Raw genomic sequence first — 25,515 nt, forward strand, 5'->3', positions numbered from 1 at the left:
AGACCCGCTTCCACCAATTAATAAAACCAATCCACTCAATTGACTTGGGTCGCCCTATTATCAGTTTGTTCTCAATGTTGAAACATTGATGGCGAAGACAGCGCAACTACAAACTAGCAGAATTGGGATAGGTTCGATAAAATTGGCAAATGAACCTCGATCTTAACTAATGGACTCAAAAGAGGCGCTAGAATTCATCAACAGGCGGCTGGGGGATAACTCTCAGTCTGTTTTGACTGAAGCGGAAGAGGCAATTGTGATTGGGATTTGGCAAGGTAATGGTTATAAACAGATTGCCGCCCAAAACTATTTTGATGATCAATACACTAGAGAATTAGGCGCAAAGTTATGCAAAAGACTTAAAGAGTCTTTTAATGCTGAAATTAATAAACGAAATTTTAAAAAGCAAATTGAATATCTTTATGGTGTAGAGGTTCAAGTTCAACCGCTAGAATCAGAGGGGTCAGCCTCTACTGAAGTGTTACAAGAAAGTTCGATTCCTGTAGATTCTGACAACCCAACCATTAATCCCTTCACTCCCCAACAAGGCAGAATCGATAATCCGCAAGACTTCTTTAACCGGAAACGGGAAATTCGGCAGATATTCGAGGTGATTAATAGTGGGAGCAGTGTTGCCTTAATCGGAGCAGAGGGTGTCGGTAAATCTTCTTTACTTTCCCAGATTGTCAGACTGGCGGACAGTTATCTCCATTCGCCGCGTCAGCCTGTCTTTCTCGACTTAAATACAGTTGTAGATGAAGATGATTTCTATGGTGCATTATGTGATGAGATTGGTATCCCGGAAAGCAAGGGAGCAAGGTTAAGTCGCCATTTAAAATCGCGTCAAGTTCTGCTGGCTTTAGATAATGTGGGAAAAATGACCTGGGATGGCTTTAATCGCGGTGTGCGGGATTATCTACGGGGTTTGGCTGAGGGGAGTCATGCACCACTGAAGCTGGTTTTGGCGGCGAATGAATCTTTAAATGAACTGTTTAATGATAGTTGGGATAATGGCAAAACTTCGCCTCTGGCAGGAGTTTGTCAAGAAGAAATCATAAAACCCTGGAATGAACCAACCGCCCGTGATTTTATTGACGCACGTTTAGCGAGGAATTCGGTACGGTTTACTGAAGCTGAAATTAATCAGTTAGTTGAGGAGAGTGGGGGACATCCCCGGCGATTGATGCAGTTGTGTTATCGAATGTATTCTCGGTATTTAGAGGGTGGGTTATGAGCCAAGATATAGTTAGCCACGATGAAATCAAGCAAGATGAGAATGAGCAAGATAATGAAATCTCTGTTCCTCGCTTAGATTTAGCGCCTAAACTGCAACGCCCTTTATCGTTATGGAATCCTTTAGATTATCTACGTCTGTTGTATTGGGTGTTTTATTTTCCTCAAGCATTGCGCTGGTATGTGGATACCTTTGGTGGTGGGTATATTCCTTCAAAAGAAATGAATTGGCGTAAGGGCTTAGAACAATTGCGCCAGAATCCGATTCAGCGTCAGTTGCTTATTCAGGGGTTGATATTGACTATTGCTATTCCTGTTACTTTCTTTGGATTGCTTCTGCAGATATGTTTTGTGATTTATTTGGGTGAGGTGGTGGGAGGTGTGATGTTTGTGGCGTTGGGCGTAGCGTCATGCGTGGCGGGAGGTATGGCGTTTGGCGTGGCGTCAGGCGTGGCGTCAGGCGTGGCGTTTGGCGTGGCGTCATGCTTGGCGTTGGTGGCGTCAGGCGTGGCGGGAGGCGTGGCGTTTGGCGTGGCGGGAGGCGTGGCGTTTGGCGTGGCGTCAGGCGTGGAGGGAGGCTTGGTGGGAATCGTGGCGTTGAGCGTGGCTGGCGTGGCGTCAGGCGTGGCGTTTGGCGTGGCGTTGAGCGTGACTGGCGTGGCGGGAGGCGTGGCGTTTGGTGTGGCGTTTGGCGTGGCGTTTGGTGTGGCAATCCTGCGTCCAGAAAACTGGCTGATTGGTTCACCTTTAAACCTAAAAAATATCCAAAATGGAAGTTGGTTATTTCCGCGCATAACCATACTTCCCCTACCTTACCTCGGGTTGCGTTTGCAGAATTGGCTTGAACAGGATTGGGAAACAGGTTTGCACAATATTAATCAGCTATTGGCATATACCCTACAATTTATTCCCGTTGTGGAAAGCGTTCATCAGATACTGGCGAAAACCCCATCAGAACAACTAATTTTGCGTGTCTCTCGGTTAGCTGAAGCCCCTTTTGATTGGCAGTTAGTACGTTTTGCTTCAGCTTTTCCGGATACAGGTACTCGATATACAGGTATTCGATTAGATACTCCTGCCCGTGCTGCAGCGGCTGGTTTTTGGCATCTCCATGAAAAAGAACCCGCCAAAGCAACGGAAGCCTTTGCCGTTGTCCGTTCCCTTCTCTATGGTGAGGAACTCTTCACCCTCGCCCAAACTCTCACTACCTTCTCTGAAGCCAAAGAACCTGCCACAATCGCCACATTAGAACTACCTACTTCCCCCAATGAACCCTTACTACGTCCCATAACTTGGAACACCATAAACGCTCTCCGTCGAATCGTGGAAGATGTGCGAGTGGTTGAGCGTAGCGTCTCTCGTTCCACCCGTGCCTTTGCCCTTACTCGGACATTAGGAGAACTAGAAACTATCCTTAATCGTATCGAAACCCTACCCGAAGCTGAAAGGGAACTGATTAAAGATATTACCCAAACTTGGCAAGACGCTTTATTACAAATCGCGACTGAAATTGGGCAGATTTCCATCACCAAACCCGTCACTAATCCTTATGTTGTCGGTGACCCCGTAGAAGGGAATCGCTTTGTTGGGCGAGACGATATCCTTAGACAATTAGAAGAACTCTGGGTTATGGGTCAACAACTCCAATCCGTTGTTCTCTATGGTCATCGCCGCATGGGGAAAACCTCGATTCTTTTAAATGTGGCAAACTGTTCCGGTTCACGGGTAAAAGTCGTTTATATTAACCTACTGCGTTTAGGCAGTCCCCAAGGTGTCGGGGAAGTGTTAATGGCAATGAGTGATGCCATTTCTGATGCTATGGGTTGTTCCCCTCCCGATGATGATGCTTTGCTCAATCTTCCCTATCGGACGTTTGAACGTTATTTTAAACAAGTGGTCGAGATGTTGCAGGGGACAGAGACGGAGACGCGCCATGGCACAGAGATGGAGACGCGCCATGGCGCGTCTCTACAGGGGTTAATTATTGCCCTAGATGAATTCGAGAAAATCGAGGAACTCATCGAAGCGGGAAAAATCCCTAATGATTTTATTGGTTATCTGCGGGGATTGGTGCAAATGAATGCTAAAGTCGCCTTTGCTTTTGCCGGGTTGCACACCTTAGAAGAAATGACCGCCGATTATTTCCAACCCTTTTTTGCCAGCGTTATTCCGATTCACGTTGGTTTCTTAGAACCTGCTGCAACTCGTCAAATTTTAGCCAATCCCAGCCTAGAAAATCCAGATTCGACTGTTTCAGATGTGCCGGATAATGAGGCGGTTGATTTTCCCCTGGATTACACCCCAGACGCCCTTGACTTAATCTATCGTCTCACCGCAGGTCAACCCTATTTAGTTCAGCTTGTGGGATTCCAACTTGTGCGCCGTTACAATGATTTTGTGTTTGAACAGGGACATTCTCTTGACCCTGTTTTTACGGTAGAGGATGTGGAAGCGGTGATTAATAACCCCGCATTTTATCAGCGAGGACGGTATTATTTTGATGGCGTTTGGGGTCAAGCGGCGCGAGGAGTTGCGGGTCAACAGGCAATCCTCAAAGTGTTAGCGCCTCACCCGGATGGGTTAACGATTGAACAATTAAGGATAAAATTAGCAGAATTATTCAGAGAATCAGGACTTGCACCCTTAGAGGAAAAACAACTAGAGGAAGCGTTGGAGACATTAAAACGCCATGATGTGATTCACCAAAACGGTGAGTTTTGGCAGATTATCGTTGAACTCTTCCGGCGCTGGGTGTTAAATCAATAGATTGACCTTTAACCCCCCTTAATCCCCCCTTGTTAAGGGGGGAAACGTTCCCCTCACAAGGGTAGGTTTTTTAAGATTGGGGTTTAGGTAAGACAAGGAAGATAGGTAGACCAGTAGACCAGGAAGAGTGAGAACGAAAAATAGGGTGTTTCGGCTTTTAGAAGTTAGCTTGATCGAACAAAATTTTGTACGGTTTTTCCCCCTTGTCTTCTTTCCTTCCTTGTCATCCTTGTCTTGTCCCAACCATAAAATAAGAAACCTACACCTGTCAGGAAACGTTCCCTCTCCTTGATAAGGGGAGGGTTAGGGTGGCGTCGCATCAAGGTATTGCGTTCTGGCAAGAGCTTAAGTTGACACATAAGACTGACGTGCGCCCAATTCAATGGTCAAATCTATTTCACCCTTTTTAGGAAGCTCTCTTCAACCGCAAACAGTTGAAAAAACATAATATGAATGTCACTGAGTTAAACAGAATGTTGCCAACTTGGACTTGGGCGCCTGGAAATAAATTTCCGGCTGAAAGCTAAAGTAAGCTAAAGCTTACTGAGTATTTGAACCCGTTTTAACGGGTTTTAGCTTTTAGCCCGAACTTTAGTTCAGGGCTTTAGTTCAGGGCTTAGGCTAAAATTCCGAATAAGAACATTGGCGACAAAATGATTCTATTTTATGTAGAAACTTAGCCTGCTACGCCTCTACACTGGTAAAGACTGACAACTATCTTCTCGTTAAAATCGCGTGTCTTCAACCAATCCCCAAATGTTCCCCTTAATCCTCGGTATTACTGGTGCCTCTGGCTTAATCTATGCAGTACGTGCCGTGAAGTTTCTCTTAGAAGCCGACTATACCATTGAACTCGTGGCATCAAAATCAGCCTATATGGTTTGGCAAGCTGAACAAAATACCCGTATGCCTCCAGAACCTGAACAGCAGGCACAATTCTGGCGTCAGCAAGCGGGTGTACCGACAAAAGGTAAGCTGATTTGTCATCGCTGGGGGGATGTGGGTGCAACCATTGCCAGTGGTTCATTCCGGACGTTGGGAATGGTGATTATCCCCTGTAGTATGAGTACAGTGGCAAAAATTGCTAATGGTTTGAGTTCGGATTTATTGGAACGGTCAGCCGATGTGCAGTTAAAAGAAGGGCGTCAACTGATAATCGTACCCCGTGAAACCCCATTCAGCTTAATTCACCTGCGTAACCTCACCACCCTAGCCGAAGCTGGGGTAAAGATTGTGCCAGCAATTCCCGCCTGGTATCATAATCCTCAAACCATTGAAGATTTAGTGGATTTTGTTGTAGCGCGTACCTTTGACCAACTAAATATTGACTGTGTTCCCCTAACGCGATGGCAAGGCGGTTTTCGGGAAAAGGTTTGACCCTTCGTGACCCTCGATGGCATGATTTGTAGGGGCGGGTTTCACAATTATCGTTTCTTACCTTACCCAAATGTAACTAAACCCGCCCTAACCAAGTCACGGCGATTAAAATCGCTGCTACACAAACAAAGTCCGCCTACGCGGACTGAATTTTAACGGCGGTAGTTAATCTGAATTTAGCATTAGCTAGGTGTCTAATTGATTGCGTTTAATCTAATTCAGCTCTAACATTTGAACTCCCTTGTATACTCTGCACTCCTACTCTGAGACGAAGGGTATTGACTGGTATGCTGGTGGGCAATGCCCACCCTACGGTATATGAAGGGTGGAGGCGATGCCAAAAGGCAAATTTTCAGTGCCATTCTACTCGGATACCGTGGTTCGTGCCAAAACGCGATAAACATTCACCGTTTGCTGTTTCCCCTTCAAGGCTAAAGGTCCCCAGGATTCAACCTCAAACTCCCCTTGCAGTTGATCCAGGGTTTGTTGACCAATGAGAATCCGACAGGGAGTCGGTTGACGATGTTTCTCACAACTCTCTAGCCGGGAAGCAATATTAACACTATCGCCAATAACTCCATATTCTAAACGGTCTTTCCCCCCTAAACTACCCACTACAACTGGACCTGTAAAAATGCCAATCCGCATTTCAATCACAGGTAAACCTCGGCGTTGCCAATCCCGGTTCATCTGTTCGAGGCGATCGCTAATCGCTAAAGCACAGTCTACCGCCGCTTTGGCATCTTCGGCAACTTCAGTTCTGTGCAGACGAGACATGGGAACACCAAACGCTACCATCACCCCATCCCCAGTAAACTTATTCACAATCCCCTGACGCTGGAGGACTTCACGAGTCACTACTCCCAGAATTTCATTTAACCACTCCAACAACGCCTCTGGGGTCATTTTTTCCGATATGGTGCTGAAATCTTTAATATCAGCAAAGAACATCGTGGCGGTGAGGCGAATCCCCGGTAACTTCCCAGATTTTAGCAAGCGATCGCGACCTTGCCAAAGAGCTTGAGCCACTTCCGGAGAGGTATTCTGTCCCAACAGCTTCATCACAATCTGCTGCTGTTGATGGGCTTCATAAGAGCGATGGGTGACAAAAATCGCTACCGTTAACACAAATCCTGATGCTGGCGCCGCCAAGGGAACCCAGCCACCTTGGGTGAGTAGGTAAAAACAAGCACTGGATAACACCCCCAAACTACCCGTTACCCCAATAATTAACGCCAGGGGATGATACGTCACCCGCCCCAATATTCCACCAATTGCAATCCAGCCAATAATCCACAGGATTTCCTCCTGTTGGGACCAAAACCAGAATAAAGGACGTTCACCCGTCGCCGCATCAAGGAATTGACTAACCATTTGAGCCTGCATTAAAACCCCAGACATTTTCGGGTTTTCGTCTAAAACGGGACTAAAGGGTGTGGCGAATAAGTCTTTGAGACTGGGTGCTGTTGAACCAATAATCACAATCTTATCCTGCACCCAACTCGGATCAACCTTTCCATTTAAAACATCGCTCAAGGAAACCTGTCGCGCCACCTGATTAGGGGAGCGATAATTGAGTAAGATTTGGAACCCTCTAGTATCTACCTTTTGATATCCCCCCGCATCTTCCGTTAAGGGTGACAACACAGCCTCACCAAGCTGGGGAATGTCTGGGTTATTGGGACTAGCTTCCAGTTCAATCCCACGGGGTTCTAGATAAGTAAGTGCCAGAAGCAGGGAAAATGAGAAAAGCCCGCCACTTTCATTCTCAGCCAAATATAAATTGCGACGAACCACATCATCCGGGTCAAGGGGTATATCATTAAAACCGATGCGTTCCGGTGATACCTCTGGGGGGGGTGGGGTTCCGGCGCGGATATCGATATTTTGAATGGCAATTAAATTCGGTTGTTGCAGTTGTTCCACTAACTGCTGATGACCCGGTTCCACGGGAAGATTACGATATAAATCTAGACCAATAACGGCGGGGTCAGCGGCTTGCAATCGCCGTAAAACCCGTGCTAAAACCTGATCTGAGATGGGCCACTGGTTTTGATTTTCTAGGTCTTCTTCTGTAATCGCGACAACTAAGATCCGGGGGTCAGGTTCAGTTTCCAGAGGTAGTAGGCGGACAAACTGATCATGCGCCGCCAGTTCTAGCGGTTCTAGTCCACCCAAGTGTCGCACGCCCAGAAGGGTAATGATCACAGCAATGGTTGAAACTCCCACGACTCGCAGATGTGCCAAATCGGGTAACGCAGTACGAACCGTTCGAGGGATGCGAAAAACCATAAAAATAGATCTCTGAGCGTCTCAGAAGCCGCTGGACAGCTATGGAGAGATTACTCGAACCCGAAGATGCCTTAAATTTGTCCAACTGACTGTAGCAGCCAACCCCTTCCCGCATTATGCCACAGTTTGTAGTAGGCACTAAGCGTGCCTCAAGCGAGTCAAGCGCTTACAACAAATGCTTAAGTAGCAGGATATTTATTTTTAGTTAGATAGATATACCTAGAATAGGTTATAGAAAAATTAGGTGTGGTAATTTTTGGGAAGATAGCTAACTCTATACCAGGACAGAACGGACAGGAAAAAATAGTCTGAACCCTTTATCAATGAACACGGATTTTGTGGAGATATTTAAATTAGCGATCGCGCTCTAAATCATCGATTACCTTTTGCAGATACCAATTCTCCGGCATCCCCGGATATTTTTTCTTAGCTATTTCAATCAAACGGGCAGCAACATCCCAGTATCCCCCCACCATCCGCAGGAGTTGTTGTTGTAACTCTCGATCCACCCGCGCATTCGACCAAATTTGTCGTTCTTGATTGATAAAGATATCTTTCCGATTCAGTTTAGCGGAGCGTTTTTTAATCTCAGCTTCAGCCTTTGCTATTTGCTGCTTCTGCTGATTTAATGCCTGATGATACTTCTGCCAATCCTGTTTCTCAAAATACAAGTTCGCCGCTTGTTGATAATCATCCGCTGCGCCTTGGTAATCCTGAAAATCAGCACGAGCCGCCGCCCGATGATAATAAATTTGTGGATCATTTGGCTGAATCGTCAACCCTCGCGAATAGTCCTCAATTCCTTGGCGATAATCGCCTAGTTTTGAGTAAGCTTGACCTCGACAGACGTAAAATTGAGAATTTTCTGGTTGTAGCTCAAGTAACTGGGTAAAATCATCGATCGCGCCCCGATAGTCCCCCAGTTCAATGCGAACCCGCCCCCGATAGTGACGAACTTGGATATCCTGGGGATCGAGCTGCATGGCTCGACCGAGATCTTGCATCGCTCCTTGTAAATTCCTCAATTTACTGCGAATAATTCCGCGATAGCAATAGGCTCTAGCATCATTGGGCGCAACTTGCAACAGCCACTGACAATCCTCTAAGGCTTCCCGATAGTTCCCCCGTTCTAGCTTGGTGATAACCTGAGTCAGATATTTCTGCGTTTCAGCCGCACTCGCCGCCTGGATTTGCGCTGCCTGAATTTGTTTGATACTCTCTAGGCAATTCTGGCAATTGTCTTTATCCTTCTGTTCCAGGTACAGTTTTGCGGCTTGTTTAAAAGATGCGATCGCGTCTTTCATTTTCCCCAACCGACGGTAGGCTGTACCTTGCAGCTTATAAGCCGCCCCGTGATTACTATCAATCTGGAGAACCTGTTGAGCATCCTCCAGGGAAGCTTGAGCATCTCCCTGCGCCAACTGAGCCAAACTGCGCCCCAAATAACTATCCAGATGTTCAGGATTCACCTGTAGCGCCTGAGAATAGTCTGCGATCGCACCTTGCCAATCCCCCAAATCAAAGCGAGCCAATCCCCGTTTGTAGTAAGCATCGGCAAATTCTGGATTAATCTGCAACGCTTGCTCAAAATCCTGAATCGCTCCCTCTAAATCTCCTTGTTGCGCCTTCTGTCGCCCTCGCTCGTAAAATTCATGCTCCATTGCCCACGTCCAACTCGTTTATGCGATCGCCAGTTGTCTTGTCAATCATCATAACCGCATTAGCGATCGCGTTTCCATTTGAGCCGTTAACACAGCAACGGAATAAATACAGATATTTTCTCTATTCAATAGACTGATATCGCGATAGCAGCGTTTCAATTAAAATTGGTGAAGCCCGAAATGTCGTCTGCTGTAAACGCTCAATCGCCACAGAAAACGTAATCAATTTTCGCTGTGAAGCAACCCCCAAAACACCGAGCAATCCAATCACATTTAAACCACGCTGCAAAGCCATCTGCCGTGCATCCCGATCATCTAAAATAATCAAATTAGCCCCAATTTTTTCAGCTAGAGTAATCGCTTCTTGCTCGCCTAAGTCTAATTCAATTAGCTCAACATTGGGTTGATGATCAATTCGTTGAACCTTTAGCCAAGCCGGAGGTTGATTTATCCAGCTTTGAACAGGTTCAGGTGCTTGAGGTGCAGATAACTCATGGAGTACAGCATGAGGAATGATCACCTGATCATAGAGTTGAGGCAACAAATCAATTAAGTCAATCAACACCAGATAGCATAACGGTGAAGTATCTGATACAACTGCCATTAACTTTCTGGTGTCTCCTGAGTCATTAGTTTTTTCATCGTTAACAAATCCTGCTCAAAATCAGTTTCATCATAATGTAAATAGGCTCCTGCTTGTTTGAGAAAACTATCCACCTCATAACGCGAAGAGAGGTTTAGCATTCTTCCGACTTGCGCCGAAGTAATCACTCCCTGACGGTAAGCTTCAATAGCTAAACACTCCACGACTTTTCCAGGAACGTTATTCCACTTCTCCTGGATTGTGTTGACAATTTCATCGGGTAAATGGATGGTAATTTGCACAGAACTTCCTCCAGTTTCTCAAGTTTGGCTTAGGCGACAACGTGGAATCCTTGACTCGATAAGCACTAAGCTGTTCGACATTTCAATCTTAATGTCAATGTCTATAGTGGCTCTCATTGGCGTGCGCCCGATTCAATGGTCACACCTAATCCATCATTTTAGCTGTGTCAATCCAGTAGTGGCGTGGCACACCTTAATTAGTGGATTAGAATTGTAGGGGCGCACGGCGTGCGCCCTTTTACCGCACATTGGTGCGGCTCAAAAAGATAAATGTAGGACTTAAGCACACAGGCCATTTAGGGTAGGGGCACGATATTATCCATCCGTGTCAACTTAAGCCACAACCCTTGCCCATCCTAATTTTCAGCTACGGGGTCTGTGCTTCCCCTAGAAGGGCGGGTTTAGTTAAGTTATCAGTTGTTGCCATAAGTTATCTGTAAAACCCGCCCCTACATCCCCTGCTCTCCCTGGTTTAAACGTCAAATCTATCCCACCATTTTAGCTGTGTCAGTCCACTACAAGTAGCTTGAAGGGTCAACCTCCTTCTGTTTCCCCACACCCGACACCCTGTCTCCTTTTTAGCTATCTTGTCACCCCTTGAGGCGATCGCCCATAGACAGATGAGGCAACCCAGAGACAGCGTGTAAGATATAAAAAGAGATAAATCTTAAAAAAAGTTCATGATTGTATCCGCCTCCGGCTTTGATCGGTTTAAACAAGCAATCAAAGAAAAGGTCTTTTTTGGCAATGAACCCACCCCAGAGTTGATTGCCATTCTCATCGTATACTTTGTCCAAGGTATCCTAGGGCTAGCCCGTTTAGCGATTAGCTTCTTCCTCAAAGATGAACTGGGTTTGAGTCCAGCCCAAGTCGCAGCGCTGCTGGGGATTGCTGCCTTACCCTGGGTAATTAAACCCCTATTTGGCTTTCTGTCCGACGGACTCCCCTTATTTGGCTATCGCCGCCGCCCCTATCTAGTCCTGTCGGGCTTAATGGGAACAGCCGCGTGGTTAAGTTTGGCAACAGTAGTCGATACAGCTTGGGCTGCAACCCTTGCCATTCTCCTAAGTTCCCTATCCGTAGCCATTAGTGATGTCATCGTAGACTCGCTAGTGGTGGAACGGGCAAGGCGGGAATCCCTCAGCGACTCCGGTTCCCTGCAATCCTTAACTTGGGGTATCTCTGCCCTAGGGGGATTGATTACGGCTTATCTGAGTGGTTGGCTACTGGAGGCGTTCAATACACAAACTGTTTTTGGCATCACCGCCACCTTTCCCCTACTCGTCTGTGGTGTGGCGTGGTTAATTGCTGAAGAATCCGTCACTTCCGGGATGAACATCGCCACCGTCACCCAGCAAATCAAGCAACTGCGCCATGCGGTTACCCAAAAAGCAATTTGGTTACCCACCGCGTTTATCTTTATCTGGCAAGCCACACCCACAGCCGATTCAGCCTTTTTCTTCTTCTCCACCAATGAACTCGGATTTGAGCCGGAATTTTTAGGGCGGGTGCGTTTAGTCACCAGTTTGGCGTCTCTGGTGGGGGTTTGGGTCTTTCAACGCTTTTTAAAGGGTATCCCTTTCCGCACAATTATGGGATGGACAACTGTCCTGTCGGCTGTTTTGGGGATGACAACTCTAATCCTGGTTACCCATGCGAATCGGGCGTTAGGCATCGATGATCACTGGTTTAGTTTAGGCGACAGTCTGATTCTGACGGTGATTGGACAGATTACGTTTATGCCCGTACTGGTGCTTTCAGCCAGACTTTGCCCGTCGGGAGTGGAAGCGACTTTATTTGCCTTGCTGATGTCTATATGGAATTTGGCAGGACTACTATCTCACGAATTGGGGGCGTTATTAACCCATTGGCTAGGGGTGACAGAACATAACTTTGATCGCCTGTGGTTATTACTCACAATTACCAACCTCTCTAGTTTATTGCCCTTGCCTTTCTTAGGGTGGTTACCGACGAGTGATCCGCAAGCTGAAATCAAATCCGAAACCGAATCAAAATCATTACCGCCAGCAGAAGTATTTGAACATCATACGTCGGGTTCTCTATCCGAACAGCCATTCCTACCCGACGTCATGCCAGAGTTTATCCGAGTTTGTAGTGAGGACTTTAGTCCTCTTGTCAAAAGCGCTAAAGCGCCTACTACAAACAAACAACACGATTAAATAACGAGGGAATAAACGATGATTGCAACAGAACAATTTTTTGAATCAAAGTCTTCACTATCCTATGACCGCGAAGGATGGAAACGGGGGTATGAATCCCAACCGAATGAATATGATTACTGGATTGAGGACATTGAAGGCGAAATTCCGCCAGCGCTGAATGGCACGTTGTTTCGCAATGGTCCGGGTTTACTTGATATTCATGGTCAACCACTGCATCACCCATTTGATGGCGATGGTATGATTTGTGCGATCGCCTTTGATCAAGGTCGTGCTTATTTCCGCAATCGTTTTGTCCGTACTGAAGGCTACCTCAAAGAACAGGAAGCCAGAAAAATGCTTTATCGCGGTGTTTTTGGCACCCAAAAGCCCGGAGGTTGGCTGGCGAATGCCTTTGATATTGATATCAAAAATATCGCCAACACGAATGTGATTTACTGGGGCGGTAAACTTTTAGCCCTTTGGGAAGCGGCGGAACCCTATCGGTTAGACCCCAAAACCTTAGAAACCCTAGGGAAAGACACTCTAGACGGTATTTTGGCACCCGGAGAGGCGTTTGGCGCCCACCCTTGGATTGACCCAAACTGCAACCAAGATGGGGGTGCGCCTTGTTTGGTGAATTTTGCGATTAAACCGGGTTTTTCCACCAAAATCACCATTTATGAATTAGATGAAGCTGGCACATTAAAACGTGGTCAGTGTCGCACGGTTCCGGGTTTTGCCTTTATCCATGACTTTGTAATTACGCCGAATTACTGCATCTTTTTCCAAAATCCTGTCACCTATAATCCCTTTCCTTTCCTGTTGGGATTAAAAGGGGCGGGTCAATGTGTAGACTTTAAACCCAACGCACCGACTCGGATTTTAGTAATTCCGCGTCATGGTAATGAACCGATGCAAGTCTTAGAATCTGAAGCTGGGTTTATTTTTCACCATGCGAATGCCTTTGAGCAAGGGGAGCAAATTTGTGTGGATTCTATCTGCTATGAGTCGTTAACTCAAGTGGACTCGGAGATAGATTATCGGGACGTGGATTTTGATGCGATCGCGCCGGGACAACTGTTTCGGTTTACGCTTAATTTAGCGGATTCTACGGTACAACGACAGCGACTATTAGAACGTTCCTGTGAGTTTCCCTGTGTCCATCCCGATCACGTTGGACGCCCTTACCGTTATGTATACATGGGAGTGGCTCATAATCCCACAGGCAATGCTCCACTGCAAGCCATTGCTAAATTAGATTTAACCACAGGTGAGGAACAAATTTGGAGTGCAGCCCCCCATGGCTTTGTCAGCGAACCGATTTTTGTTCCCCATCCTGAAGCGAAGCGAGAAGATGAGGGTTGGGTGTTAACCTTGGTCTATGATTCGAGTCATCATCGCTCCGATGTGGTGATTTTAGACAGTCGAGATTTAAACCAAGGCGCGATCGCACGACTGCATCTGAAGCATCATATTCCTTACGGATTGCATGGAAGTTGGACTTCGACAGTCTTTTAAAAGGAATATGACTCGCGCCCGCCCTCATCGATTTGTGTAGGGGCGGGTTTCACTACTATCGTTTTTCACCTCAACCAAATATGACTCGCACCCGCCCCATCCCCCCATCTTATCTTCCCCATATCCTCTATCTCTCTTAGGACTCGATAGCTTAAAATTATAAATATCCACGGCTGATCGTATTGTCCTGTTTCTCAGCAGAATAGAGAACAGGTCAAACCAAAATCTAGACAATAGCGATTCTCAGCCGCTGCGGAGATTTCTCTAAATTATGATATCGAAGCAGAATAATTTTGGTGGAGAACAGTTATGAAATTTAGCATTGTCATCACGACTTATAACCGCCTCACCTTGCTCAGGCGGGCAATTGACAGTGCTTTGGCTCAAACGATGCCTTGCGAGGTGATTGTGGTGGATGATGGCTCGTCTGATGGTACAGAGGTTTATGTCCAGGAGCGACACAAAGAACTCTTATACAGGGGGGACACTCGTTTAATTTATCACCGAAATTCTACAAAACTGGGTCACTCAGGAGCGGTCAATCAGGGTGTAGCATTGGCAACAGGAGACTGGGTGAAACTGGTGGATGATGATGACTACCTTGCCCCTAAGTGTATTGAAGAAATGGCTAAGGCGATCTCCGGGCGTCCAGAGGCTGTAATTTGCTCCTGTCGAGCCATTCAGGTTGATAGGAATGAAAAAGAAGTCAGCAGAAGTCGGCAAGTTGGCAAGGGAACGCTTGTATATATTCCCCAAGACGAGATTCATTACGCCATGCTTTTGGAACTATTGCCATTTGGCACTCCTGTACAAGTGGCATTTTCCCGTCTAGCTTTTCTTAAATCAGGAGGATGGGATGCAAAATTCGATACTAATTATGATGATATTGATTCCTGGATTAGAATTGCCCAGTTTGGTGATGCCGTTTTTATAAATAAATATCTGGCTTACCGGACTGTTTGGGATGGATCATTTAACTGCAAGTTTACTTTAGAGAATCGCCTAGAAACAAACCTGATAATTAAAGAAGAAATTTATGCTTGCATTAGCGATAAATATCGGCATACTTTGCCTAACCTATCAGATATAAAATCGTCAACAATATTACATTGGGGATTTGTAGCGCTCAAAAAAATGGAAGTTTTTATCGCCATAAAGATTTGGCTAAAAACCGAATTTTTTCTAGGGGGATCAAGGCTATTTCTGAAGAGATTACTTTATAGAAATAGTTTGGATAAACTATTGCAAGATCCTCAAATTAATACTTCTTTTTTAGTAACTCGTAAAAATAAAAAAGCTACTTAAGTCAAAGTGAGGGAGTTGACACTTCCGTCGCTCAAAGCGAGGGTCTTCTCAGGACTGCTCCGAAAAACTTACTCAAACTTAGCTAAAGCTAAAATCTAATGTTTTCTTCCCGTCTCAGCCAAGGGAGTCGGCTCCTTCTTGTCCACGGGCGTCAATTCCGCTCAAGCCAAGCGTATTTTGTCAGGCGGGGCATTTTCTAGATTAATGGATGCGTTTTCATCTCGATCTTGACAATGCCCACATTTTTTACAGTCAAAGATTCGGTCATCCAGTTTCATTTCCTGAACATTCCCACAACAAGAACAAGTTTTGGAACTAGGATACCATCGATCTACCAATTCCAATTTTGTTCCGTAATGAGCTTGTTTATAGACGAGCTGACGACGAATCTCATAGAAACAGTTGTTGCTCAAAGCCTCCGCTAATTTGTGATTAGCTATCATTCCAGAAACATTAAGGTCTTCTATCCTAATGTTGTAGATTCTACGACTTAGATCCGTTGTCATCTTTTGGATCGTATCTCGGCGAATATTGGAAATACGCAGATGCTGACGAGACAGATTAACGTAATACTTTCTGGCTCCCTTAGAGGCAGCGACCTTAAGTTTTTTGTTGCCGAGGACTTTGTGGCGATTTCGCCACTGGAGCTTACCTAGCTTGGTTTTCGCTTTCTTAGTGGTAAGAGGCATCTCGTATTTCGTACCATCGGAAACAGTTGCCAAACACTTAACCCCCAGGTCTACACCTGCTCGAAGAACAGGATGAATAATTGGGGGTATTTTCTGGGCATCTAAAACAAAAGAAACGAACCATCTGTCTGCCGCTCTTGATACAGTGAATGTCTGAGAACTGCAAATAAATTTGATTCGCTCTTTGAGTCGATATGTTTTTAATCCGGGAAGTTTTATGTGAATTCCTTCTGAAATTGTCACTCGGTTGCTAAAGGGGAGGGCGGGTTTCCCCTTCTCCGGATAGACTCCAGCTGTTTTATAAACCGTGAAGGAGTCTCCCTTCTTTTTTGACTTGTTTTTAGGAAAACCCGACAATCCCTTTCTCCACCGATAAATGGCATTCTTTAGATCCCTAAATGCTGACTGATAAATAGTGGATGGATATTTTTTCATCCAGCTATTTTCCGGTTTTTGCATCGTCATGGATGTAAAGATTTTCTTGATCAAGTCTATCCGCTTCGAGTCACCCATCTTTACTCCTGGGACATCCCAGCTAGCTTTCAGGAGCTCTAGCCCGAAGTTGTAGACAACTCTCTTAAACCCAGCCATGCCGCGCATTCGAGATATCTCTTTCTTATTCAGTTTGAGTTCTCGCTTAATGGCGTACATAGCTAAATCTGTTTAGACTTACTCAAGTTTAGCCTGGTTGAGACTTCCGATCGATGCCATTGACAATTTTCTTTACTTTAGTCTTATATTTGCGTAACCCATACAATCGGGATGAAAAGCAGTGAATGATTGATAACAGAAAAGGCACTTAGCTCTCAGATAAGAGTGCTGAGATTTTCCTAACACTCCACACCCGGTCACCCTATACCCCGTCTCCTTTTTGGCGTTCTTAGCCGCCCCTTCAGGTTTTGGGGTAAAATCAAGAGTTCGCAGTCAAACGAAAATGCTTGTAGTAAGGGAGATACTTCTATGACCCGGATGTATTACGACACAGATGCTAACTTAGACCTACTTAGCGATAAAACTATCGCAATTATCGGGTATGGGTCTCAAGGTCACGCCCACGCCCTGAATCTCAAAGAGAGTGGCATCAAGGTGATTGTGGGTTTGTATCCGGGCAGTAAGTCGGTGGCGAAAGCGGAGTCAGCCGGATTAACGGTTCATTCTGTTGCTGAGGCGGCGAAAGCGGCGGATGTGATTATGATTTTGCTACCGGATGAGGTACAGAAAACCGTTTACAATGTAGAAATTGCCCCGAATCTGAAAAAAGGGAACGTCCTTGCCTTCGCCCATGGGTTTAATATTCACTTTGGTCAAGTCGTTCCCCCACCTGATGTGGATGTGATTATGGTGGCACCCAAAGGACCAGGACATTTAGTGCGACGGACTTACGAACAGGGAGAAGGTGTCCCTTGCCTATTTGCCGTGTATCAGGATGCCACAGGTCAAGCTCGCGATCGCGCCATGGCGTATGCTAAAGGGATTGGTGGAACTCGTGCGGGTATTTTAGAAACCACATTCCGGGAAGAAACGGAAACCGATTTATTTGGTGAACAAGCCGTGTTATGTGGGGGATTGAGTGCCTTAATTAAAGCGGGATTTGAAACCTTAGTGGCGGCGGGTTATCAGCCAGAGTTAGCGTATTTTGAATGTCTCCACGAAGTCAAACTAATTGTGGATTTGATTGTGGAAGGCGGACTAGCCAATATGCGTGACAGTATCTCTAATACCGCTGAATATGGCGATTATACCCGTGGACCTCGCATCGTTAACGATGAAACCCGCGCCGAGATGCAGAAAATCCTGAAAGAAATTCAATCCGGTCAATTTGCCCGTGAGTTTGTCTTAGAAAACCAGTCAGGTAAAGCTGGATTCACCGCCATGCGCCGTCAAGAAGCTGAACATCCTATAGAAGAGGTGGGTAAAGATTTACGGGCAATGTTTAGCTGGTTGAAAAAGTAGTCATTAGTCATTTGTCATTTGTCATTTGTCATTTGTTAATTTTTGGCAAGACAATTGGCAAATGACATCAGTCTTTATAACCCAGTCCGCGCAGGCGGACTTTGTTTGTGTAGCAGCGATTTCAATCGCCTTGGCAAAAGGGGGTAATAAAGGTGGATTTGGTATAACATTTGTCCTCTTATTCAGCAAACCCCAATTATCATGAACGGGTAAATGCGTAGCGATAATGACAACAAATAACCTCGAATCAACCCAATCAAAAATAGACTCACCGCCAAATTGGACGGCATTAATTTTATTATCAGTCGCCTTAATTGCTTTGTCGCTAACTGCCATCTTTATCAAGATATCGGTTCAGGAAATTAGCGCCAATGCCACGGTATTCAATCGCCTCTGGATAGCAACAATTATCTTTGGGTTGTGGAATAGCTTTAAGCAACTCCAAAACAAGGAGTTGGATGAGCCGTCTGAAACCAATTCACGCTATCACATCAGTGAAATCATGCTGCTGTTCGGTGTCGCTATTGTTCATGTCATGGGTCGATTTTTGTGGACATGGTCGCTGACTCAAACCAATGCAGCAAATGCGACGGTTTTGTCTAATATGCCTCCCCTATTCACGGCTTTAGGAGGATGGTTGTTCTTCCGTCAGCGTTTTGACCGGAGATTTGTGTTTGGACTAGGAATTGCACTGGCTGGAGCAATTGGATTAGGATTAGAGGATTTCTTTCTATCAGAAAATAGCTTGTTCAGTGAAACCGCGTTTATTGGTGATGCGGCGGCGTTATTCTCTGCCATGTTCTATGCTGCCAGTTTTTTAATCCTAGAACAACTTCGCAGTCGATTAGCGGTTCAAAATATCCTCCTGTGGCGCTGCTTGTTGGGTACATTGTTTATGATACCCGTTGTGCTGATGGTGGAAGACCAAGTATTTCCAATGTCTTGGCAAGGGTGGCTAGCGGTATTCGGTTTGGCGGCTATCTGTGAAGGATTAGGACATGGGTTAATTGTCTATAGTCTTAAGTATTTCTCTTCCGCATTTGTAACCGTGGTTCTGTTGCTTGAACCTGTGATGACTGCCGTTTTTGCTTGGATACTTTTCTCGGAAGGTTTAAGTCTTCTCAACCTATTAGCCTTTGCTGTGATTCTTGAGGGTATCTATTTAGCCAAAACCGGCAAGGGAGCTGATAAGGCGTGAAATCGGCTATCCGGTAACTTAGTATTAATTCTTCTTAGGCGACATGATAATAAAATTACGCTGGGTAATGTTTCCCCACTCACCGCCAACAAATAACCAAAATCTAAATCAACAGTTAAAAGAATTCGCCCTTCCTCACGAGCTTTTACAAGAATTTCATCATCGGCTAATCGTTCCAAACCCTCTTCAACTAAATGTATGGCATCATAACCAGCAGCTTTTAACCAATTAACAGTACGTGGCGAGATACCCATATCCGCTAAAAATCTCATCCGACTTTCTCACCCACGATAGGGAAAACCTGCTCTCGTGCCAGCCATGCAGCATACAGCAATGACTGTTGAATATCTTCAGGTTCCAAATAGGGATAATCTTCGATAATTTCCTCCACTGTTTTACCATTTGCCACTAAATTTAAAACTAATGAAACCGGAACTCGCATTCCCCGAATACATGCAACTCCTGCCATGATACGTGGATTAAACGTAATTCTATCTAAATTCAACATAAATTAGTCCTCCAAAACTACTAGATTAGTTTGAACCGCTATGGTGAAAGAGTCTTGATTTGAAATCCCTCAAAGACAACTTGAAACCCTTCCCGTTCCGGTGACGCACACATTAAACCCACTTGCACTGTTTCTGTTTCAGTTAAATAAGCCAATCTCATCATCGTAAAATTTTCGCCGTCAAGGGAATAGTTGATCTCGACAGCGCCGCCGCTACGTTTTAGTTCTAACCATAAGGACTTAGGATTTTCCGGAATACCCACCACAGACCAATCCGAATACTCTCGCGTGACCACCGTGCTGGCATATTGTACACCGAAGACAAACTCAATTCCACACTTTAACCACGTCTGATCATTCTCGCGGATCATTAACCCCGCTTGGTCATAAAGTTCCTGATACTGTCCAGTGATTTTCACAACAGCTATAAAATCACCGGTTATGTCCTGATAATAAAAATGTCCCGTATCGCGGATAAATCCGTAATGCGTCTTGCGCCAGAAGTCTGTTTTTAGTCCTGACGTGACTGTAATTACTTGCTCTTGTTCATTCCAGACAGGCGGTTCATTATACCATTTCATGGAAATTTATCTCTAAGTACGTGGACACAATTAAAGGCGGGCGGTGGAGAACTCGCTACCATTGAGAAGCAAGCTACGTCATTCGTCCTTCCTCCTTTGTAAGGGTTTGAGGTCTATTTACAAAACTTATGATATACCGTAGGGTGGGCATTGCCCACCAGCCTTAAGTCCCTCAAGTCGTTACACAATTAAAAATTAAACGGTACAAGCCATCTCGATAGTGGGGATTCTCTCCCAGATTGGGAATCCGATAAGGGTACACTAAACTGCTAGGAACCCAAGCTTGCGCCCTCACATCGGGATTCCGGAAAACAGGGAATTTCTGTCGTCAGAGCTACTTTGTTAAGTTTTGTAAAAAAATAATCCGTCCTGGTTGTGTATGATGCAATTAATGTATACTTAACCGTGGCATAAACGCTAGATCGCCTGATCTTAATTGTGACTTTGCCTAACAATCACTTTTGCACCCAGCTCGGTAACAACTCCAAATAAGTAATCTTACGAATACAGTGTGGGCTTCAGAAGCAGTCTTTTCCAAGATTCTGAGGACTTTTTCACATCAGGAACACTACTTTCTTTCAGAATGTAGAGATGCGTTATGGCGTGTTGATCATAGTTGTGATGGCATGGCTGTTACCTGTTGTTTTCCCTCATATCTATCGTTGTAATTAGCTATTTAGAAAGGTGAAATAGCGGTGAACTCCGAGAAAATTTCCTGTTACCTGAATCACTTGGATCATAGAGGTTCATTTTTGGGGCTGATGAATCAAGGCTCTTGGCAAGAAGTAAATTTTGTCGCCACCCAGGCAGGTCAAGTTCGGGGTGGTCATTTTCATACCAGAACCCACGAAGTGATCTTTTTGGTGCGTGGGAAAGCCGAGGTAGAGCTGCAAAATTGCCACGATCCTCAGCAAAAACAACAATTTATTTTGAACTCAGGAGAAGGCATTCAGATCAAACCCTACATGCTGCACACCTTGCGTTATTTAGAGGACAGTGAGCAAGTTGCCCTATTAGATGTTCCCTTTGATCCGGAAAATCCTGATCTTCACACCCTGGCTGCCACTAACTCATAAGGTAAGTCTAAATTTTATGGATTGGCTAGATAAGTTTAATCCGTTCTCGTCGGAAAAAGGCTAGAGCAAGTCTCTTCGTACAAATATTTGGGAAAAAGATAACCGATGATTCCTCAAATTCAACCGTGGATCGATGATAGTGAATGGCTCGAAGTTAAACGGGTTATCGAGTCAACGTACTTAACCGAAAATAAAGTTACAGCCAAGTTTGAAGCTGGGATTAAAGAATTAACCGGGGCAAAACACGCGATCGCGGTTTGCAATGGTACCGCCGCCTTGTATTGCGCCTTAAAGGCTTTAGACATTGGTCATGAGGATGAAGTTATTGTTCCCAACTTAACCTTCGTGGCGTCCGCGAATGCCGTAATTATGGCAGGCGCTAAGCCCATCTTTTGTCCAGTACGAGCCGATACCCTGTGCATTGATGTAGACGCCGCCGCCGCGTTAGTCACGGACAAGACGAAAGCAATTATGCCCGTGCATTTGTATGGTCAAAGTGCGGATATGGACGCCGTATTGACCTTTGCGAACCGATTTGAATTAAAGGTAATTGAAGATGCGGCTCAGGCAATTGGAGTTGAGTTCAACAATCGCCATGTCGGCTACTACGGAGACGCTGGTGCTTTTTCCTTCTATGGCAACAAAACCATAACCTGTGGTGAAGGCGGGATTATTCTCACCAATAGTGATAGTATTGCCCAAACCTGTCGCCGCCTGAAAAATCATGGTCGCTCCCATCGAGGCACGTTTGTCCATGAACATATTGGCTTTAACTTTGCCATGACGGAAATGCAGGCGGCTGTCGGTATCGCTCAACTGAGAAAATTGCCTGCCATTATTGAGCGCAAACGGCAAATTTATCACGCCTATATCATGGGTTTAGCCGATGTCCCCCAGTTACAGCCTGTCTTTATTGATCCACGCTGTAAACCCGTCCATTGGTTTACCTCGTTTTATGCCGAAAACCGGGCTGAACTCGCTGACTATTTAGCCGATCAAGGGATTCAAACCCGACTCTTTTTCTGTCCACTCCATCTCCAACCGTGCTATCAAGGCTGGGCTGATCCCCAGATGAATTATCCGGTGAGTACATCCGTCTATGAGCAAGGGATTTCTTTACCTTCGGCATACAGTTTGACTGACGATGAGCAAGAGTTCATCATTGCCCAAATTCGTCAATTTTATCAGCTTAAGACTTCCCCACAACCTCTAGCCGTCGGGTGTGTTAGCGAAGCGTAACCCACCCCATTGGTTGTCAAGGATGTAGGGGCTCTTTTGACAGATAACTTATGGCGACAACTTTGTCGGGGCGGGCGCGAGTCATATCTGGGTGCAACCCTAAATGATAGTAGTAAAACCCGCCCCTACACTAAACCCGCTCTTGGGGAAACATTATGAACTATGAACGAGCAAAACCTGGCTGAGTCTCCAGCTTCTGAATATCTTGAGTATCGAGATCAGGTGGTGGCGGCTGTTGCTAATTTACCTCACGGGAAAGCCCTAGCGGAGGCGCTAATCGCTGAGCGCAACGTGCTTCACTTCGTTGAACCCGATGACGTGACAGGCGTCAGGGGAATTCAGGTGCGGGAAGGGCATGGTCCCAAAAGTCTCGATAATGACGCCATTGACACTCGCTTTCACGCCTACCTCGACAGGGTGATTAACCCCCAAATTCACGCCGGTATCCTCACCGATGGCACCCATCCGGGAGACTATGACGATCGCAAACTGCGTTGGTCCGGCGCTGGAGTCGCTGGATTTTGGTTTCGCCATCAGGATATCTTCACTCTAGAGGTTGGTCCGACTAGCTATCCTCGTTATCGTTTGGATTTAGATCGTCATCCCTTGGCGGCGCTAAAGCTGATGCAGCAAGGGCTAGAAAAGTATCACGATCCCTATGCTTATTTTGCCCGGGGAATTGGCGTCGCCGTTGTCCCCCTGACGACGGATGGCACTGTCTATATTGGCGAGCGATCGGCTCACGTTGATTGTCCCGGTGTTCTCAATTTTGTGGCAGGTTTGGCGACATTTTCTGACAGGGTTGAGGAGATTAACTTCTATCAAGATGCTCAACGAGAGCTGTGGGAAGAAGTCGGCGTGGCGATGACTTTAGATGAGCGGAATACTCAGTTTATTGGTATGTCGGGAAATCCGCTAACTGGAGAGGTGGACTTGGTTTTCGTCGTCCAAACCCAAATGTGCGATCGCTATTTCCAGTCTGGGCAATGGCAAGAACATTCTCGATTGGTTCGCATTGGTAATAAAACTGAAGCTGAAGCGCTGCTGGAACAGGGGCGGTTACCTGGAGCCAAAGAACCCAAATCCTTAATGTTTTCCTCTCGGTTTGGCTTAGAATACTTGGTTCAAAAGTATTGGTAAACGATGCAAGACACATTTTGGAGCAAGCTATCTATGTCATTGTCATTTTCATGGAGAGAACAAGGGAGCCGATACATTTTAGGATTAGCTGTGATCACCTTTGTTGCCCACTTTTGGCACTATAATAATCTGGGATTGTATGAAGATGATTATTTTTTAATCGCTCAGCCAATGTCCATGAATATGGACGAAATTGGTGAGTTCATGACCTGGCATATTTTCAACTTCAATGCCACCGAAGCCCGTCCCCTTCTTTATATTATTGAGTTTTCTGTTGGTTTATTAGGCAAATTCATTGGAGATTTCCATGGGCTTTACTGGATTAATTATGGGGTCATTTTAATTAACAATATTTTAATGGGTGTTTTTCTTAAGTCCCTTTGGAATCAACCGATTTTTGTGATAACTGGAACCCTAGGATTTACCCTGTTTCCAGCAGAAACTACTCACGCTTATTTAACTCATATCTCTCTCTATTCTTCTTTAACCCTTTTACTTCTGGCTTTTCTCAGCTATTTGTCCCACAAAAAACTATTGTCATACTTACTTATTTTTTCGTCACTTTTATGCTATGAAACGGTATTTCCCGTTTTTATTACGGCTCCCCTATTTAAAAACAAGTGGGATAGAACTCTGTTCCAGAAGATGCTCAGACATACCCTAATTTTGGCAGCGATGTTAGGCGTAATTGTTATCGCACGAAAGATAACAGGTGAATCTAGGATTGAACAGCTAGATTTTCTCACCTTGATTAGCACTCCGGTTCGTCAAATGCTGATTGGTCCGTTTGTCAGTTTGAGTATGTTTTTCTATCGTCCGGCTCAGACGTTGCTCAACCTAAACGGAGAATTATTAATCATTGTCCCTTTATTTCTTATCGGGTTTATTTTACTTTTATCGAACCTAAAAACTAAACCTGATCCGGATTTTTATACGGAAGGAACTATTACAGTTTTGTTACCGATTAAAAAATTAACCATTTTGGGACTAACCTTGTTAATTCTGGCTTATCCCTTAAATTTTACCCGTGCCGCCACGGCAATTAATGGACGGGATTCGCGGGTACATATGACAGCCGCGATCGGAGCCGCTATTCTGGTGGGTTTGTTTTGTTACCTAATCGTTAATATAGCTAAACATAAGATAACTCAAACTATCGTTAATAGCGGGTTAGCGGTATTTTTCTCCTTATTAGTCGGATTTTGCATAACAGTACAGCACGAAAATCAGCTCAGTTGGGACTATCAACGAGCATTTTGGACAGACGTGATTCACCTTTGTCCAGATATTACGCCAAACACGATTATTTTAGTGGATGCTCCTTTAAATACAGGAAAACAGTTACATTCGTTTATTCAATGGGGTGTACCGATGACATTGAGGCAAATTTATAAATTTCCTAAAACATGGGAGCGTCTTGATGAATTACCGAAAACTGATGATCAGCCGAGATGGTACTTTTGGCGAAAGTACACACTTTATCCCAAAGTTTATCGGTTAAAGCCCAATTGGCAAGACTTAATCATCAATCAAGGTCAATTCGATTTCAGTCCTAAAAACAAGGCGTTTGATTATTTTCTCCAATGGGAACCCCCCCGTCTTGTTGATAGTCATGATATTATTTTGTTAGAAGCCAAAAATGGTCAATTAGTCCGCATAATTGAACCGTTAATGATTGGCAATCGACTGTTTGAATTTAAACCTATTTCTCCGTCAACACTTGATTCCTTTCAACGCGGGGTTCTCTATAATTCTTTAATCCAACCCGATAATGAAGCTAAAATTAATTATTTAAACCAGGTGTTTTAACAAATCAATCGCTTGTTTTAAATAACGAACAGAAAACATTTAATTTTTCGATAGTGAAACGACAATGATAACAATTGAAACAATTGCTACGGTAACAAAAGACTGTGACGTAACCATTAAAGT

At 45.0% G+C, this 25,515-nt stretch carries 20 protein-coding genes and 1 pseudogene; 12 read left to right on the forward strand and 9 right to left on the reverse strand.

Features of this window, described 5'->3' with window-relative positions; genetic code table 11:
- The first annotated feature begins 169 nt into the window (after window positions 1-169).
- The 3 genes from RIM23_RS07715 to RIM23_RS07725 all read left to right on the forward strand — a co-directional run bounded on the left by RIM23_RS07715 (window position 170) and on the right by RIM23_RS07725 (window position 5,376).
- A complete protein-coding gene (locus RIM23_RS07715) occupies window positions 170-1,234 on the forward strand; it encodes an AAA family ATPase (protein ID WP_446365912.1) in 1,065 nt (354 codons plus the stop codon).
- Window positions 1,231-3,999 carry an ATP-binding protein gene (locus tag RIM23_RS07720; RefSeq protein ID WP_446365914.1) on the forward strand — a complete coding sequence of 923 codons (2,769 nt, stop codon included), beginning with the start codon at window positions 1,231-1,233 and terminating at the stop codon, window positions 3,997-3,999. Before RIM23_RS07715 ends, RIM23_RS07720 begins: the two co-directional genes overlap by 4 nt.
- A gap of 756 nt (window positions 4,000-4,755) precedes the next feature.
- Window positions 4,756-5,376, forward strand: a complete 621-nt coding sequence (locus tag RIM23_RS07725) for a flavin prenyltransferase UbiX (RefSeq protein ID WP_446365962.1) — start codon at window positions 4,756-4,758, stop codon at window positions 5,374-5,376.
- Between the two features lie 363 nt (window positions 5,377-5,739).
- Here RIM23_RS07725 and RIM23_RS07730 read toward each other — a convergent pair whose 3' ends face one another.
- From RIM23_RS07730 to RIM23_RS07745, 4 genes are all read right to left on the reverse strand, one after another.
- Window positions 5,740-7,668: a CHASE2 domain-containing protein gene (locus RIM23_RS07730; RefSeq protein WP_446365916.1), complete on the reverse strand. Its 1,929-nt coding sequence runs from the start codon at window positions 7,666-7,668 to the stop codon at window positions 5,740-5,742.
- A gap of 353 nt (window positions 7,669-8,021) precedes the next feature.
- Window positions 8,022-9,329: a tetratricopeptide repeat protein gene (locus RIM23_RS07735; RefSeq protein WP_446365918.1), complete on the reverse strand. Its 1,308-nt coding sequence runs from the start codon at window positions 9,327-9,329 to the stop codon at window positions 8,022-8,024.
- A gap of 121 nt (window positions 9,330-9,450) precedes the next feature.
- Window positions 9,451-9,933, reverse strand: a complete 483-nt coding sequence (locus tag RIM23_RS07740) for a DUF3368 domain-containing protein (protein ID WP_446365920.1) — start codon at window positions 9,931-9,933, stop codon at window positions 9,451-9,453.
- On the reverse strand, window positions 9,933-10,214 hold the full coding sequence (locus tag RIM23_RS07745) for a UPF0175 family protein (protein ID WP_446336948.1): 282 nt from the start codon (window positions 10,212-10,214) through the stop codon (window positions 9,933-9,935). Before RIM23_RS07745 ends, RIM23_RS07740 begins: the two co-directional genes overlap by 1 nt.
- A 680-nt stretch (window positions 10,215-10,894) precedes the next feature.
- Between RIM23_RS07745 and RIM23_RS07750 the strand changes: the two genes are divergently transcribed.
- The 3 genes from RIM23_RS07750 to RIM23_RS07760 all read left to right on the forward strand — a co-directional run bounded on the left by RIM23_RS07750 (window position 10,895) and on the right by RIM23_RS07760 (window position 15,199).
- The gene (locus tag RIM23_RS07750; RefSeq protein WP_446365922.1) at window positions 10,895-12,394 is read left to right on the forward strand and encodes a folate/biopterin family MFS transporter; all 1,500 of its coding nucleotides are present in this window, start codon (window positions 10,895-10,897) and stop codon (window positions 12,392-12,394) included.
- Window positions 12,395-12,412: 18 nt separating this feature from the next.
- Window positions 12,413-13,894, forward strand: a complete 1,482-nt coding sequence (locus RIM23_RS07755; RefSeq protein ID WP_446365924.1) for a carotenoid oxygenase family protein — start codon at window positions 12,413-12,415, stop codon at window positions 13,892-13,894.
- 309 nt (window positions 13,895-14,203) lie between these two features.
- On the forward strand, window positions 14,204-15,199 hold the full coding sequence (locus RIM23_RS07760) for a glycosyltransferase family 2 protein (RefSeq protein WP_446365926.1): 996 nt from the start codon (window positions 14,204-14,206) through the stop codon (window positions 15,197-15,199).
- A 161-nt stretch (window positions 15,200-15,360) separates the two neighbouring features.
- Here RIM23_RS07760 and RIM23_RS07765 read toward each other — a convergent pair whose 3' ends face one another.
- Both RIM23_RS07765 and RIM23_RS07770 read right to left on the reverse strand, forming a co-directional pair.
- Window positions 15,361-16,539 carry an RNA-guided endonuclease InsQ/TnpB family protein gene (locus tag RIM23_RS07765; protein WP_446365928.1) on the reverse strand — a complete coding sequence of 393 codons (1,179 nt, stop codon included), beginning with the start codon at window positions 16,537-16,539 and terminating at the stop codon, window positions 15,361-15,363.
- Window positions 16,540-16,567: 28 nt separating this feature from the next.
- Window positions 16,568-16,678: pseudogene (locus tag RIM23_RS07770) on the reverse strand (IS607 family transposase); the annotation flags it as partial.
- 170 nt (window positions 16,679-16,848) lie between these two features.
- On the opposite strand from RIM23_RS07770, the gene ilvC reads away from it, so the two are divergent.
- Together ilvC and RIM23_RS07780 are read left to right on the forward strand one after the other, a co-directional pair.
- Window positions 16,849-17,841, forward strand: coding sequence for a ketol-acid reductoisomerase (gene ilvC / locus RIM23_RS07775; protein ID WP_446365930.1), 993 nt, complete (start codon window positions 16,849-16,851; stop codon window positions 17,839-17,841).
- 226 nt (window positions 17,842-18,067) lie between these two features.
- Complete coding sequence (locus RIM23_RS07780) at window positions 18,068-19,039, forward strand: DMT family transporter (protein ID WP_446365932.1); 972 nt, start codon at window positions 18,068-18,070, stop codon at window positions 19,037-19,039.
- Here RIM23_RS07780 and RIM23_RS07785 read toward each other — a convergent pair.
- From RIM23_RS07785 to RIM23_RS07795, 3 genes are read right to left on the reverse strand one after another with little or no spacing between them, the layout of a single operon-like run.
- A complete protein-coding gene (locus RIM23_RS07785) occupies window positions 19,000-19,311 on the reverse strand; it encodes a DUF5615 family PIN-like protein (protein ID WP_446365933.1) in 312 nt (103 codons plus the stop codon). The genes RIM23_RS07780 and RIM23_RS07785 overlap by 40 nt on opposite strands.
- On the reverse strand, window positions 19,308-19,547 hold the full coding sequence (locus tag RIM23_RS07790; protein ID WP_446336955.1) for a DUF433 domain-containing protein: 240 nt from the start codon (window positions 19,545-19,547) through the stop codon (window positions 19,308-19,310). The genes RIM23_RS07785 and RIM23_RS07790 overlap by 4 nt, the downstream gene beginning before the upstream one ends.
- Window positions 19,548-19,585: 38 nt before the next feature.
- A complete protein-coding gene (locus RIM23_RS07795) occupies window positions 19,586-20,128 on the reverse strand; it encodes a DUF1349 domain-containing protein (RefSeq protein WP_446365935.1) in 543 nt (180 codons plus the stop codon).
- Window positions 20,129-20,823: 695 nt separating this feature from the next.
- On the opposite strand from RIM23_RS07795, the gene RIM23_RS07800 reads away from it, so the two are divergent.
- The 4 genes from RIM23_RS07800 (at window position 20,824) to RIM23_RS07815 (ending at window position 25,392) form a co-directional block, all read left to right on the forward strand.
- Window positions 20,824-21,204: a polysaccharide biosynthesis C-terminal domain-containing protein gene (locus RIM23_RS07800; protein WP_446365937.1), complete on the forward strand. Its 381-nt coding sequence runs from the start codon at window positions 20,824-20,826 to the stop codon at window positions 21,202-21,204.
- A 105-nt stretch (window positions 21,205-21,309) separates the two neighbouring features.
- Window positions 21,310-22,443 (forward strand): DegT/DnrJ/EryC1/StrS family aminotransferase, encoded by a 1,134-nt coding sequence (locus RIM23_RS07805; protein ID WP_446365939.1) that lies wholly within the window; start codon window positions 21,310-21,312, stop codon window positions 22,441-22,443.
- A gap of 162 nt (window positions 22,444-22,605) precedes the next feature.
- Complete coding sequence (locus RIM23_RS07810) at window positions 22,606-23,583, forward strand: NUDIX hydrolase (protein WP_446365941.1); 978 nt, start codon at window positions 22,606-22,608, stop codon at window positions 23,581-23,583.
- Between the two features lie 33 nt (window positions 23,584-23,616).
- A complete protein-coding gene (locus tag RIM23_RS07815; RefSeq protein WP_446365943.1) occupies window positions 23,617-25,392 on the forward strand; it encodes a hypothetical protein in 1,776 nt (591 codons plus the stop codon).
- Window positions 25,393-25,515: the final 123 nt, after the last annotated feature.

The sequence above is a fragment of the Coleofasciculus sp. G3-WIS-01 genome, from assembly GCF_040223135.1.
In the GTDB taxonomy this organism is placed as follows: Bacteria; Cyanobacteriota; Cyanobacteriia; order Cyanobacteriales; family Coleofasciculaceae; genus Coleofasciculus.